The sequence below is a fragment of the Rhodopirellula sp. P2 genome (genome assembly GCF_028768465.1).
Lineage (GTDB): Bacteria > Planctomycetota > Planctomycetia > Pirellulales > Pirellulaceae > Rhodopirellula.
In genome coordinates, this window is the sequence record NZ_CP118225.1 from 63068 (window position 1) to 77171 (window position 14104).

The 14104-nt window shown below is 57.3% G+C and carries 11 protein-coding genes and 2 tRNA genes; 4 read left to right on the forward strand and 9 right to left on the reverse strand.

The genetic code is table 11. The annotated features are described in order from the left end of the window. Positions 1 to 90: 90 nt before the first annotated feature. Entirely contained in the window at positions 91 to 1158 is a 1068-nt protein-coding gene (locus PSR62_RS00130; RefSeq protein ID WP_274405811.1) for an alpha/beta hydrolase, read from the reverse strand. 223 nt (positions 1159 to 1381) lie between these two features. On the opposite strand from PSR62_RS00130, the gene PSR62_RS00135 reads away from it, so the two are divergent. Together PSR62_RS00135 and PSR62_RS00140 are read left to right on the forward strand one after the other, a co-directional pair. Continuing rightward, entirely contained in the window at positions 1382 to 2236 is an 855-nt protein-coding gene (locus tag PSR62_RS00135) for a hypothetical protein (RefSeq protein ID WP_274405812.1), read from the forward strand. A gap of 111 nt (positions 2237 to 2347) precedes the next feature. Further along, entirely contained in the window at positions 2348 to 3715 is a 1368-nt protein-coding gene (locus tag PSR62_RS00140) for a Gfo/Idh/MocA family protein (protein ID WP_274405814.1), read from the forward strand. Positions 3716 to 4129: 414 nt separating this feature from the next. On the opposite strand, the gene PSR62_RS00145 is transcribed toward PSR62_RS00140, so the two are convergent. From PSR62_RS00145 to PSR62_RS00160, 4 genes are all read right to left on the reverse strand, one after another. Further along, the gene (locus PSR62_RS00145; RefSeq protein ID WP_274405815.1) at positions 4130 to 4510 is read right to left on the reverse strand and encodes a hypothetical protein; all 381 of its coding nucleotides are present in this window, start codon (positions 4508 to 4510) and stop codon (positions 4130 to 4132) included. A gap of 299 nt (positions 4511 to 4809) precedes the next feature. After that, positions 4810 to 4882: transfer RNA gene (locus PSR62_RS00150), tRNA-Lys, on the reverse strand. A 106-nt stretch (positions 4883 to 4988) separates the two neighbouring features. Beyond that, positions 4989 to 5061, reverse strand: a tRNA-Cys gene (locus PSR62_RS00155). Between the two features lie 256 nt (positions 5062 to 5317). Next, the gene (locus PSR62_RS00160; protein WP_274405816.1) at positions 5318 to 6832 is read right to left on the reverse strand and encodes an SHD1 domain-containing protein; all 1515 of its coding nucleotides are present in this window, start codon (positions 6830 to 6832) and stop codon (positions 5318 to 5320) included. 325 nt (positions 6833 to 7157) lie between these two features. Between PSR62_RS00160 and PSR62_RS00165 the strand changes: the two genes are divergently transcribed. Continuing rightward, positions 7158 to 8963 (forward strand): sensor histidine kinase, encoded by a 1806-nt coding sequence (locus tag PSR62_RS00165; protein WP_274405817.1) that lies wholly within the window; start codon positions 7158 to 7160, stop codon positions 8961 to 8963. Positions 8964 to 9338: 375 nt separating this feature from the next. Continuing rightward, the gene (locus PSR62_RS00170) at positions 9339 to 10088 is read left to right on the forward strand and encodes a hypothetical protein (protein ID WP_274405818.1); all 750 of its coding nucleotides are present in this window, start codon (positions 9339 to 9341) and stop codon (positions 10086 to 10088) included. On the opposite strand, the gene PSR62_RS00175 is transcribed toward PSR62_RS00170, so the two are convergent. The 4 genes from PSR62_RS00175 to PSR62_RS00190 all read right to left on the reverse strand — a co-directional run bounded on the left by PSR62_RS00175 (position 10089) and on the right by PSR62_RS00190 (position 13897). Beyond that, positions 10089 to 10448, reverse strand: coding sequence for a competence type IV pilus major pilin ComGC (locus tag PSR62_RS00175; RefSeq protein WP_274405819.1), 360 nt, complete (start codon positions 10446 to 10448; stop codon positions 10089 to 10091). Further along, positions 10445 to 11611 (reverse strand): type II secretion system F family protein, encoded by a 1167-nt coding sequence (locus PSR62_RS00180; protein WP_274405820.1) that lies wholly within the window; start codon positions 11609 to 11611, stop codon positions 10445 to 10447. The genes PSR62_RS00175 and PSR62_RS00180 overlap by 4 nt, the downstream gene beginning before the upstream one ends. A gap of 71 nt (positions 11612 to 11682) precedes the next feature. Next, entirely contained in the window at positions 11683 to 13446 is a 1764-nt protein-coding gene (locus PSR62_RS00185; protein ID WP_274405821.1) for a GspE/PulE family protein, read from the reverse strand. Positions 13447 to 13501: 55 nt separating this feature from the next. Then, positions 13502 to 13897, reverse strand: coding sequence for a response regulator (locus tag PSR62_RS00190; protein ID WP_274405822.1), 396 nt, complete (start codon positions 13895 to 13897; stop codon positions 13502 to 13504). Positions 13898 to 14104 lie beyond the last annotated feature (207 nt).

Genomic DNA, 14104 nt, shown 5'->3' on the forward strand with positions numbered 1-14104 from the left:
AAACCCATTCTCTCATCAGTCGGAGTCATTGAAAAAGTTAAATCGACAATTGTCAATTTAACTTTTTCAATCATCCGCCCGCGGCATCCGCTACTCCGCATCCGCCTCGTAGCCGTGCCACATCCAAGCCAGCGTGTCGGCCAAGGTCGCTTCGAACACTTTGCGGTCGCAGTGCCGGGTGGCTTTCGAGAACACATACCGATACTGATAGCCCTTGGCCTCCAGCGCGTCCGCGGTTCGCTCATTGGCCATCACCCAGTTGTGATAGGTCGACTCCGGATCGTTGGCTCGATTGTCGTTCTCCGCAACGTGCGTGAAAATCCGAAGCGGTTTCTTCTCGCTGTTTTCAATCAGCTTCATGCTCGAGTGATACTCCCAAGCCCCCAGCGGGTACTCGGCTTCCTCGGGTGCATCATCGTCTTGCTGATCGACGAACGTGCCCGAGTAAGTGATCAAGCGGCGGAACCAATCCGGACGAAACCAGCCCATCGTCAGGGCTGCGGCACCGCCACTGCTGCACCCCATCACGCCACGCCCCCAGGGGTCATCCGTCAACTTAAAATTCGGGTAGGCCGCCCGAATCTCAGGGTGGTTCTCAACGGCTGGCAAAACTTCCAACTGGATGAACCGAGCCAATCGGTCTGACATCGTGTCGTATTCCAATCCACGTTGGCTGCCTTTGCTGTCATTGCCACCGTTTTGAACTGCGATCGCAATGAAGGCGGGAAGGCGACGACTGGGATCCTTTGAGATCGTCATGTTGTCCAGTGCGTTGCGTACCAAGTTCAAACGACTCGGTCCATCATGCATGACCAGGAACGGCGCTGCAGTCCCGTCTTGGTAAGCCGCTGGAACATAGACCACGATTTTGCGTTCCTTGCGAACGTCTTTGCGTGGATCCAACGTGGAATCCGTGCCATCGAAAATCTTGCTTTCCGACAACGGCATCATGAACTCAAACTGTTTGCCCTGCGGTGCTCCCTGATCTTTCAGCTCCGAGGCCAACTCATAGTCCGGACCGACGACAATCCGGCCGTTTTCGAGCGAATTGGACGCTGGATCCTCGGCCGATGCAGTCGTACCAAAGAAGCCAAGCAGTGCGATCGGAGCCACGGCTCCCAGCCAAGATCGAATCGGCGAGTGACAAGAATTTTGCATGGGGTGGGTCATGAACCAAGGTGGGGTGGAGGTGGGAATCGACGAAGCGACCATTCTAACTGCCACGCCGCGAGCTGTGCTTGAGAGACAGAAACCAAAGGTTCATTCCCCCCAAAACCATGCCTCCCATCGATTTATAAATTTGAGTTGAAGAGTGTTTGCAGACTTCCCCCATCGCGGCTTACGCTAGAACGCTTCGCGACCAAGCATTTGATTTTCCTCGATGGACCTCCCCATGACCTGCCACCAGCTGACATCTCGAACCGTTGCCTTCACCGGCTTGCTTTTGCTCGCAAACCTCACGCTTGCTGGATCGCTGTTCGCTCAAGATCAACTTGAGGTGAACTCCAGCCAAGGCTTCCCAACCGCATCATTCCAAGTGACCTGTGAGGGAACCTACCCGCATCACTTGCAAGGCGTTTGCATCGGCGGAACGTCGATCTACTGGTCGTTCACCACGACGTTGGTCAAGACCGACCAACAGGGCAAGCTCCTGAAAAAGATCCCCGTCGCCAACCACCACGGCGACCTCTGCTTTCGTGACGGTAAGATCTACGTCGCGGTCAACCTCGGGAAATTCAATGACCCCAACGGCAACGCGGATTCTTGGGTCTATGTCTATGACGCTGAATCACTGACAGAGCTTGCTCGGCACGAGACGCAAGAGGTTTTTCACGGCGCGGGCGGGATCGGACACCGCGATGGACAATTCTACGTCGTCGGCGGACTGCCTGATTCGCTCAGCGAAAACTACGTCTACGAATACGACGATCAATTCCAATTTGTGAAGAAGCACGTGATCGCAAGCGGCCACACTCACCTGGGGATCCAAACCGCAACCTTCGCTCACGATCGCTGGTGGTTTGGCTGCTATGGATCGCCGTCGATCACACTGGTGACCGACGCTGACTTCCAGATGAAAGGCCGGCACGAGCTCAACTGTTCGCTCGGCGTCGAAGGGCTCTCTGATGGTCGACTGCTCGTCGCCAGCGGCCGTTGCGACAAAGAAAAGGGCTGCAGCGGGAAGCTTCTGACGGCGCTACCAAGCGAATCAAAAGGCTTTCAGATCCAAAAGTGATCCGGTCAGGGTTCTTTGGAAAAAGGTGTCCGGTGAGCATGACATTCGTTCCCCGGCCATGGCTCACTCCATTAGGATCTTCCCTTTCCACTGATAGAAAGCGACAGGTGAATGATGTCAGGCAAGAAACTTCCAAACCGACGTGACATTCTGGTGGGCGGGACCGCTTTGGCGGCGTCCGGTCTCTCCCGAATTTCACCTGCTCAGGATCCCGTCCCATCCTCCCCCAACGATCGCCTGAAGATTGCGGCCATTGGCGTGGGCGGGCGAGGTGGCTCGAACCTGCGGACGATGGAAAAGACAGGGCTTGTCGACATCGTTGCGGTCTGTGACGTGGACACGCGATTCACCGATCATGCCATCCAACGACATCCAAAGGCCAAGGCGTTTCGCGATTTTCGAAAACTGTACGATACCGTTGGTGGCGAGATTGATGGTGTCGTTGTCAGCACCACCGAACACACTCACGCGTTTGCAACAATGCCAGCGTTGCAGCTCGGCAAACATGTCTACTGCGAAAAGCCGTTGGCGTACAACATCGAGGAAACGCGGAAGATCACGGAAGCGGCGGAGCGAGCCGGTGTCGTCACCCAAATGGGAACTCAGATTCACGCCGGCAGCAATTACCATCGGGTCGTGGAATTGATCCAAAGCGGCGCGATTGGTGATGTCAGCGAAGCTCACGTCTGGGTCAACCGAGCCTGGGGTTTGCAATCCGAAGCAGATGCGAAGAAACACCGCGACCTTCTGCACGTGGATTCGCGTCCGAGCGACATCATGACGCCGCCGGATCATGTCGACTGGGATCTGTGGCTGGGTCCCGCCCCCGTCCGTCATTATCATTCGGTCTACTTCCCCGGACCTCGTTGGTATCGCTGGTGGGATTTCGCTGGTGGAACCATGTCGGACCTCGGCAGCCACTGGAACGACCTGCCGTTCTGGGCCTTGCAACTCGATGCGCCAACCACGGTGGAAGCCTTCGGCCCTCCGGCCCACCCCGAGATCGCCCCCGCCTCGATGTCAGCGAAGTACGAGTATCCCCAACGTGGCGATCGCGGTCCGGTCTCCGTTTCTTGGTACCAAGGAACGCACAAGCCCGAAATCTGGCAACGCGGTGAGATCCCTCGCTGGGACAGTGGGATCTTGTTCATTGGCAGCAAAGGCATGTTGTTGTCCGACTACGGAAAACACGTGCTGTTGCCCGAGGAATCCTTCGTGGACTTCGAGCCGCCAGCCCGATTCGTGCCCGACTCGCCCGGCCATCATGCACAGTGGGTCCAAGCGTGCTTGGGCGAGGGTGAAACTGCGAGCCCATTCAGCTATGCCGGACCACTCACCGAAGCCAATCACCTTGGCAACGTTGCTTACCGAGTCGGCAAGAAGATCACCTGGGATCGAGACAAGATGGAGTGCGTGGGATGCCCCGAAGCCGCCCCCTTCATCGCCAGGGAACCACGCGAAGGCTGGTCGCTCAGCTAAGCAGCGTCCGATCAATCAGATGCGGTCAGAACACTCCCCATCCAAACCGCGGGGGACGTTCGAAAACTAAATGGTGGCTGGCGTCTGGGTTTCGCCCCGGATGGGGCCGTCGTGGGAGTTGGGGGCGTCCCTCGCTCACACGTCGGGTTGTGATGGGTGGCCTTGTCCGACTCTGACGGGCAAGAGACGTAGGCCAGGTCTCACCTGGCAACCAGCCAATGCTTTGGAACAAAGCGAGGCGTCCAGCCCTTGCCCACGAACCCCGCTGAGGTCTTGCCGTTTTCTGACACCGCATTTCGGCTGATTTCCACCTGTCGCACCTCTCCCGAAACGAAGTTGGGGGAGAGGTCAAGCGACGCTGTTCAGGCGTACGCGAGGGTGAGGGCCTGGACATGGGAAGCGAGGCGAACGACTTCACGCGGGTCTCTCAAACCCCCAGGACGCCGCCAGCGCGTCCGCGGCCATTTCAATGTCAGTGATCTCACCCCAACCACCGTTTCGCAAAAACGCGTGCGCGAACTCATGAGCGATCACGTAATGCGCGAACGCTTCGGCCGCCTCGGCCAATTTGCTTCGCAGAATCACGCAGCGACTGCCACTTCCATCGCTTCCGGGGGCCGGCATCAGAAACGACCAGCCCACACCGGGAACGTAATTGTCGATCTCCACTCGAAAGCGTTCGTCGCCCAAAAAGTCCGTTTGCACGTCCTCGGGCAGCTGGCTCAAAACGTCCAGCACCCTTTGCTGCAAAACAGGGAACTCCGCGAAGGGTGCGATGTAGTCGGAGAACGGCATGGCAAACAAAGGAGTGATGAGCGAAGGGATGCACCTCATTTTATCTCCCCAGAACCGCCAGGTCGCCTCCCACGAAAAGGTGTCAGGTACCTTTTTGGGAGGATAGGCAAACCAATATCTCCCAAACTGCCAAAAAGGTACCTGACACCTTTTTGCGGCTGACACCTTTTTGCGGCGGAGACGATGGCGGCACGATCGGCGGGGCCATGCCTGCAAGTCAGGCGGCCACAAGGACACGAAAAAACCCCGTGAAAACCGGGGTTTGCCGTCTGGGGGTGGTGCCCAGATTTCTGAAAGAGTGCCCCCGCTAGGGCTCGAACCTAGGACCCACGGATTAAGAGTCCGTTGCTCTACCAACTGAGCTACAAGGGCGTGGGCGAGGCAGCCAATGCTGAATCTCACCCATTTGGACGATGATCGTAGCTCTGATTCGGTCCCCTGAAAAGGGTCGCGTCTCAAAAGCCTCTGCCATCATCAGAGGCGACGGTGGGATTCGAACCCACGAATAAAGGATTTGCAATCCTTCGCCTTAGCCACTTGGCCACGTCGCCTTCACGTGCAAGGAGCCGGTCAAAGACTGACTGTTGCACAAGCTGAGCAAGTTAGGAAACCCGTGCTTTTTCGTCAAGCCCGGCCGTCCTCGAAGACTCTTTCTTGCTCGAAGCGATTCAATCGCTGATACCGTACTTTTCGGCTGAGTCGGGCCGAAGCTTGAGCCACAAAACAAAAAACGCCCGACAGCTTTGAAACTGCCGGGCGTTGGAGGTCTTTTCGTTCGATCAAGCTCGAAACCGCGAGGGTGCCAGCTCAGTCGACGGAGGCCATTGCGAACAGCAATTCGCTGACTTGGGCGCGGATCGATTCCACGTACGATTTGTCCGCGTCACTGAGTCGTTTCAACGGGACGGTGCAGGTCCGGCCATTGGATTTCAGAATCTGAACTTCGCTTTCACGGACTTCCACCAAGCGGCCATCGGTGCCCCAATTGCCAGTGTTGTCGATCCAGGTGCGGGTCTTGGTGCTGTCCAGCACGTCGATGGTCTTGGCGACGCTCTTTTCAGTCACCACTTGAGTGACTTCCGAATCAGCCAGCGACTGTTTGGTTTGGCCAAACAAATCGTCGATGGCAGCGTCGGAGCTGTCTTCGGCGGGTGGGTCACCGAACAAATCGTCCAAGCCACCGCCATCAGCCGGTGCTTCTTCGGCCGGTGCGGCGTCGTCGAACAATCCGTCCAGTCCACCTTCTTGTGGCATCGCTTCTTGAGCGGGAGCTTCCGCTTCACCACCAAACAAGTCACCAAAACCATCGTCGGCAGGTTGCTCAGCAGGCATGTCTGCGGGTGCTTCGGCTTCGCCACCGAACAAGTCGCCAAAGGCGTCGTCGGCAGGAGCCTCGGGCATGGCGGGTTCATCAGGAATCACAGGATCCGCTGGTGCAGCGTCGCCGCCAAACAGGTCTTCGACCGATTCGGCTGCAGGAGCTTCGACATCGGGAGTGGCAGGCTCGGCGGGCATTTCAGTGTCGCCACCAAACAGATCGCCAAAGGCATCGTCGGCAGGAGCTTCTTCCACCGGTGCTTCCTCGGCTGGCATTTCCAAACCGGGTGCTTCTTCAGCGGGTGCGTCTTGTGGGAAAGGGTTGTCGTCAGCGGGGAACAAGTCAGCAGCTGGTTCTTCCATGACGGGTTCTTCCACCACGGGTTCCTCGACAACGGGCTCCTCGACCACAGGCTCAGCGGCTGGTGGATCAACAACGGGAGCTTCTTCCGCGGGCTCTTCCACCGGCATTGGAGTTTCGGGTTCCACGTCGGCAGCGGGATCGGCTTGAGGCTCGATAACAGGCTCTTCCGCGACAGGTTCAGCGGGAACGGGTGGAGCGACGTCCGTGGACTCTTGGGCCGGCATCGCGGGAGCTTCGATGACCCCGCCTTCGATCATTTCGCCTTCGGCCATGGGAACGATCGTCGATTCACCGTAGAAGGGTTGTTCAACGAGGATGCCTTCGCTCATTGGCACAACGACGGAACCGCAGCAGTCACTTGAAACAACAGGTGCAGGAACCATTTCAACGGTGCCACAGCAGGTGGGGGCCGATTCGCAAGGGATCGGCGCGGGATCGCAACCAACGGGTTCCGGTGCAGGAAGGCAGCAAACAGGCTCTGGAGCAGTGCAGCAGGTGTCGGTCGCAATTTCACAGCAATCAGCGTTTTTGCCGTGAATTCGCTTCAGCAGCCATCCAGCCGAAGCGGGACTCACGCTCAAAATGGCGATCATGCAGACCACCAACGTCCACTGCAGTGCGAGGCGAAGGGAACGTTTCATCGTATTCTCAGAGTCAGAAGGCGGGAAATTTGGAGGCGTATTGTGATCGTACGGGATCGTGAACTAGTCTCGCATCCTAGTTGTGGCCAGGGGGGCAAACAAGCATTTCTGCGGTGATTTACGGACCATTCTCCTTGCCGCGAGAGGTAAAACATTCCAAAAAAACCGGTTGAAACGACTGGTCGCGGGCACGAAACGCTCGATTCGTCTCGTCGTGGCCGGCGGTTTTCGTCAAAATGAAGTTTTCCGGCCCTCCTTTTTCCCGGTCCCGTCGAATGATTTCCCACGACCTTCTCGCCGCCCCAGGGCCTTCCCGCGGAAGCTCATGCTGAGGTTCATCCAAAGCCTGTTCTCATCGATGAGTTTGGAACGCAAGTGTTTGCTGTTCTTCGGCTCAGCGCTCGTCGTGTTGATGTGCGGAGCCTTTTGCATGGTGTTTCTGCTGGCCGATCGCTGGGTCAGCAGCACGACTCAGCAGCAAGCCCGAGACGCCGCGGCAACCGAGATGATGCTGATCCATGCCGCCGCGACCTACACCGAGCACTTGCCCGAAAACAAACTGGAGATCACTCGGCAGAAGATCGCTGACCTCCGCTCTCAATTGCTCAGCCAAGACATTGAGTTCGACATTCTGGGGCTCGATGACCCGCAACCGTTTGAGAACCTGCCCGCACCGATCCAGCCCACCTCCCCAAGCGAGCTTCGGCTGCTGCAAGAACTCGAACCCCAATTCCGAGCCCGCCTGGAACGATTGCTGTCTGGCGATCCGATTGACCTGAGCAAAGCAGTGGACTTGGCCGACGACGCGGCGATGAGCCGAATTGGTCCCGCCAACCGTCCCGTGTTTCAAGAGCTTGGTCCCACCAACGGGCGCTACGTTTACTACGAACCGGTCTTCATGACCTACGACTGTGTTCCCTGCCATGTTCCAAGCGGCGAAATCATCTCGCTGTCCAAAGACGAAGACCCGGCCAAGCTCGCCTCCCAATTGCCTTACCGAGTCAAACGGGTCAGCATGCCCGATGATAAAATCGTCAAGGACATGACCGGCATTCGCGCGATCGTGGTTTCGATCGCGATGTTCATCGTTGCAGTGACGCTGTTTGTGTTGCACGCGATTGTTCGTTACTTGGTTTTGCAACCGCTCCTGCACCTGCGTGACGTCAGCGACGCGATCACGCATGGTGACACCAACCAACGAGCCAACATCTCCACCGATGACGAGTTCCGTGAACTGGCAGATGCGTTCAACCGGATGCTGCGGCACCTGACCGAAACGCAGACTCAATTGCAAAGCGTCAACCGAGAGCTCGATGCCCGGGTTGATCAGTTCGCGCAGTTGAACTTGCAACTCTACGAAGCCAACCGGTTGAAGACCGACTTCTTGGCCAACATGAGCCACGAACTTCGCACGCCGCTGAACAGCATCATCGGTTTCTCAGAAGTACTGCAGGGCATCGATTCGCTGTCCGAAAAACAACGTCGCTACGCTTCGAACATTCAAAAGAGCGGCCGTCTGCTGCTGGAAATGATCAACGACATCCTGGACCTCGCGAAAGTCGAAGCGGGCAAAATGGAAGTCCGCCGCAGCGAGTTCAAGCTCTCTCGATTGGTTGGCGCGCAGTGCGACATGATCCAGTCCTTGTCGGAGGACAAGAACATCTCGCTGTCAGTCGAAGCCCCTGATGATTTGCCAGTCGCCTACCAAGACCCGAACAAGCTGGGGCAAATCCTCAACAATTTGCTCAGCAACGCGATCAAATTCACTCCCGAAGGAGGCATGATCACCGTTCGCGTGGTCGATTTGCACGATGATCGCTTCCGGCTTTCCGTGACCGATACCGGCGTGGGTGTGGCGGAAGAGGACCAACCCATCATTTTCCAGAAATTTCGGCAGAGCAAAAAGGTGCTCGACGGCGACGGTCTGACACGCGAATTCGCGGGCACGGGACTGGGGCTGTCGATCGTCAAAGAACTCGCAGTGCTGCTGGGCGGCGAGATTGACTTTCAAAGCGAATTGGGCCGGGGGAGCACCTTTTGGGTGATCTTACCTTACCGGCTCAGCGACCATGCGATGGAAGAAAATGAAGTTCCGATCAGCAAATTGACCGCCGTTCCGCACCCGGCGTGAAGATCGGAGTGCGCGAACTCCGATTGCCTTCGTCGCGTCTGTTTCTTTGGAAGTGTCCCGGTGGTTTGAGTCCCGTTTCGGTGGCTGGGGTGGCCCCGTCTCCCACGCATTCCCGCAAAGCGGGCCTCAGAGTGCCTCCTCCCTGCCTTCCCAGTGATAAAATACGAGAGACCAAACTGCCGCGTGAGCGAGTGATTCCCCGGTCCCTCGCTCACGCGTCGGGTTATGATTTCTTGTGGCGGCCCAGTTTGACAAACTGAGATGCCATGGAGCGGTTCCGCTGTGACTGGCCGAGGTCATCGGCAACGGCTACAACGGGGCGTTCTCTTTCCAGACGTTCATCCGTCAAACAGCTTTTCATTGAGTGAAAACGATATGAGTGATTACGGCATCTTCGGCGACGAATATTACGTGAACATGAATCTGTCCACCGAAATGGAGTTGCCGCAAGGTCGTGAATCCGTTCTGCACTACTTTGAACAGGTCCAGCGTCGTTACCCCAAGATGGCAAATTTCTACGCGCGTGAAAAAGACGAATACGTGCTGGAAGAAGAAAAGGAAAAAGACAGCGGCTCTTATCGCTGGGTCTCCGTCGAACCCAAACGAGTCAACAGCGGGGTGGTCAGCCCGACCAGCTACGAAGACGCCTGCGACCAACACCGGGCAGTCCTGGAACTGGTGCCGTACGAATTGTCCGTCAGCCCACTGGACTGCGAAGCGTTGACGGTGATGTTGGGATTCGACTTTGTCTGCAAAGGCAACCACAACGAAATCGTGACCGAAGCCATCGGCATCGCGCCAGGTTTGGAAAAATTCACCCAGCTGCCTTATGGGAAACTGCTCTCCAATGAACCCGTGGTGCAGTTTGCACTCGATGAAGATTGCAAGACTCAGTGCCGAATCAGTTTCGAATCACGAACCGGTGCGTTTCAAATCCGCACGGGCGAGTTCACCGAAGAACAACTCAGCGTTTACATGATGGTCCGGCGTTACGATTCCTTGGGTGCCAAGGAAAACTACGCGGACGAGTTCACGCGATTGTCTCAGTTGTGCCGCGACTTGGTCGACGAGTACTTGATCGACAGCGTGCTGCATCCGCTGCAAACGGCGATCTCGATTCGCTGATCACTTGCCGTGCGTCGGGCAGGTCACTTCGCCTTGATCCAGCCCATACGCGTTGCCTGATGCGGGACACGTGGGCAAGTTCACTCCGCTGTAGTCTTGATCAGCCAATTCACGAAGGGTTCGGCCGGGCAAACGCCCGGTCTCGTGCTCGTACAACTCCACGTCACGCTGCAACGTGGCCCGGTTGCCTTCGCACGCTCGCGATTTCGCGGTCTCGCCGTGGGTTTGCACAAACGCAAGTCCCGTCATCGCAAACAGGGTGGCGATCGTCAGTGCAACGATGATCTCCAACATGCTGAAGGCGGATCGTCGCTGCTGAGAACAACGCGATGCTGGGACGGCTAGTGATTCACGGATCATTCGAGGACTTCAAACATGTGGAACATCGGCGTGTAGATCGACAGCACCATGCCGCCGATCATGACCGCCAACGAGATCGTGAGGATGGGTTCGAGCATCGCAACGGACGCATCGATGCGAGACTCCAAGCGTTCTCGCAAGTGATTGCAGGTGCCTTGCAACGAACGAGCGAACTCGCCCGATTGCTCGCCCACACCGATGAGCTGGCACAGCGTCGGTGGAAAGAATCGTTCGTACCGGCCGAGCTCGACGCTCAGCTTCTCGCCGCGGCGGACCCCATGATTGATGTCTTCGATCGCACTTCGGACACAGCGGTTCTTCACGCAGGTCGCGGCAACCTCGATCGCTTCGATGGGTTTGTAACCGCACTGGACCATTGCCGAAGTGGCCTCAATGAACTGCAGCACAGCAGCATCGCGCAGCCACGGCCCGACCACGGGCAGTCGCAAGAACGCGGCATCCATTTTGGCCGCCACGCGTGGTTTGCTCCGTCCCCAAACCCACAGCACCGCCACCACCAACGCCAATGGAAATGCAAACAGACCTTTGGTCAGCATGAACCGACTCAGCCCGGTGACGAACTGCGTCACCGGAGGCAAATCGACACCGCTGGCCGTGTAGACGGTTTCAAATTCAGGCACGACGACAACGCACATGAACACCATCAAGCCGAGACCGGCGACGCTGATCAAGACCGGGTAGCTGACCTTCTTGAAGACTCGTTTTCGCAGTGCGACTTTGCGTTCGACTTGTTCACAAACTCGCAGCAGGGCGGTCTCGAGAGAACCGCTTCGCTCACCCAAGCGGACTTGCTGCACCTGCATTTTGTTGAAGGTTCGCGGGTAGCGTGCCATGGCATCGCTGATCGATCCGCCCGCCATGATGGTGCTTCGCATTCGCAGCAGCACGCCACTGTACTTGCGACTGGAATTGTCCATCGCCAGCGAACCGAGTGCCTTGGGCAACGTCAGTCCGTTCTGGAGCAACATCAACATCATCCGCATCAACTGCGCCAGTGGCACAGGCGGGATACGAGTGGACTCACAGCCCTTGGGAACACCACGCTTGGGTCCGCCCACCTCGATCGAGTTGAGCTTCCGCAAAAACCCCATCACACCGCCGGTGGTGGTGGTCGCGTTGGTCGTGCTAGCAGGGAAGGACATGGGATGGCACCGAGACGAAAAACAAAAGCGATGTTGGAAGGATCCAACCCATCAGGCTGGCATGAGATGAATCAGGCGATGGCACTCGGAACCGGTTGGTCCAGGGATCGGCGACCGCCCACCATCGGCGTCGAACTCGTGCTGCGTCGATCGCCACTGGTTTTGAAATACACTTCTTCCAGCGAGGTCTTCCCCGCCACCGCGGCTTCCAAACCGGCTTGGCGAAGCGGCACCATGCCGGCCGCATGGGCCATCACTTCCAACTGTGAGTTTGGAACACCGGCTTCGATTGCCGCGGTGATTTCCGAGTTGAGCGGCATGATTTCAAAGATTGGCATCCGCCCGGCAAACCCGGTTCCCAAGCAACGTTTGCACCCGGCACCACGGACGAACGTGGTGTCTCGCGGAACGTATTGTTCGGGATCCAGTGCTTCGAGCAGATTCAGGTTCGCCGGTGCGTCGACCTTGCAGTTTTCACACACGCAGCGCAGCAAGCGTTGAGCAACGCTGCCGAGCAACGAACCCGCGATTTTGAAGTTATCAACGCCCAAGTCAGCGAGGCGTTGAACGGCACCGACGGCATCGTTGGTGTGCAAGGTGCTGATCACCAAGTGCCCCGTCAAAGCCGCTTGAACCGCTGTCGACGCGGTTTCGCAATCGCGAATTTCTCCCAACATGATCACGTCGGGGTCCTGCCGCATGATGTATTTCAAAGCGTTGGCGAATCCCATTCCGAATTCGTTGTCGCTCTGGACCTGGTTGATCCCGGCCAGTCGATATTCGACGGGATCCTCGACGGTGACAATGTTTCGGTCGTCATCATTGAGATGCTGAAGCGCGGCGTACAACGTCGTGCTTTTCCCGCTTCCCGTTGGTCCCGTGACCACAAACATCCCGTGAGGTTTGTCGATCACACGGCGAACCGCGTCGTAGTCACGCTGCGGCATCCCGATGCCGGCCAAGTCAAATGTCTGCCCGCCTTCATCGAGCAATCGCAGCACCAACTTTTGACCATCGACGGTGGGGATGCCGCTGATTCGAAAGCCAACGCGTTTCCCATTTTCGTAAACGGTGAGGTGACCATCCTGCGGACGACGACTTTCGGTCGTGTCCATGTCGCCCATCACCTTGATCCGGCTGATGACCGAATCTTCGATGTGATTGGGGATGGTCATCACCACCTGCAACTCACCATCAACGCGGTAGCGAACACGCATCTCGGGTTTGTGCGGTTCCAGGTGAATGTCGCTGGCACCCGCGGAAACGGCACCGGACAAAATCGCTTGGACCAGTTTGACCACGGGCGCGTCTTCTTGACTGACCGCTGACATCGCCAATTCATCTTCTTCGGTGACCTCACCCGATTCCGCCATTTCGGCGAACTTCATGTCCACGATGGTTTGCCGAGCGAAGGCCCGATCGTCGTAGATGCGGTTGAGCAAATCGCGAACGTCATCTTCCAACGAAACGACGGGGCGAATTTTATAGCCGGTCATCAACTCGGCTTCGGCAATGGTTTCAATGTCGTCGGGCGCGACCATTGCAAGCGTCAGCATTCGATCGCTGACATCGATTGCCACCGATGCTTGCGACCGAGCGAAATCCTCTGGCAACAATCGTGCGACTTGCGGATTCACGCTGGAAAAATCAATGTCGACAAACGGCACCGAGAACTGCTCGGAGAGCGCCGCGCCCAACTGCGCGTTGCTGATCAAGGATTGCCGAACCAACCAGTCGCCGATCATCACACCACGCGGTTTCCCCGCGAATGCAGCGTCCATTTGTTCGTTGGTCAGAATGTTCAATTCGACCAAAATGTCGCCAATGCGTTTCATCGTGCGAGTCCGTCGTGAAGACTGGGAAGTGGATGGGAAGAGACGTGCATCGCGATCAAACCGTCTCGGCGTGGGAGGGCAGCAGACGCTGCACCTTTTCTTCGAGCACGGTTGGGTCAAACGGACTGATCAAGTAGTCCTGAGCCCCGGCCAGGTAGGCGCGTCGAACCATTTCCAGGCTGGGATCGAGCGAAAAAACCAAGGCGGGGACTTGCTCGGCTTTGAACTCCAACCGCAGTTCGGTCAGCCATTCCAGGCCATCGCCTTCGGGCAACTTGGTGTCCAGGATCAGCAGGTCGATTGGTTCATGGCGGAGGCGATCGAGCGCTTCGGCGCCGCTGTTGACCACCTCCAACCGATACCCCAACAGTTCCAAACGGAACGTCGCGAGTTCAGCCAAGACCAGCTCGGGCTCGACCATCAACAATTGGGCTTGGGTGGTTTCAAACATGGATTCACGCATCAATTGCGATACAAAGGAACAGCTACCGTTTCAAAGGTAGGTCACCAATTGATCCATGTTGAAAAAACACCTCATCGAGGTGTGCGTGTGCCGCGTCCAAGCATCATGCGACGGTCACGACGCAGGCAGGAATGACGGGGTTTCATCCTGTGAGCCGTTTGGGCGTTGGCCCCGGTTGTGCGTGGGAACCGGGGC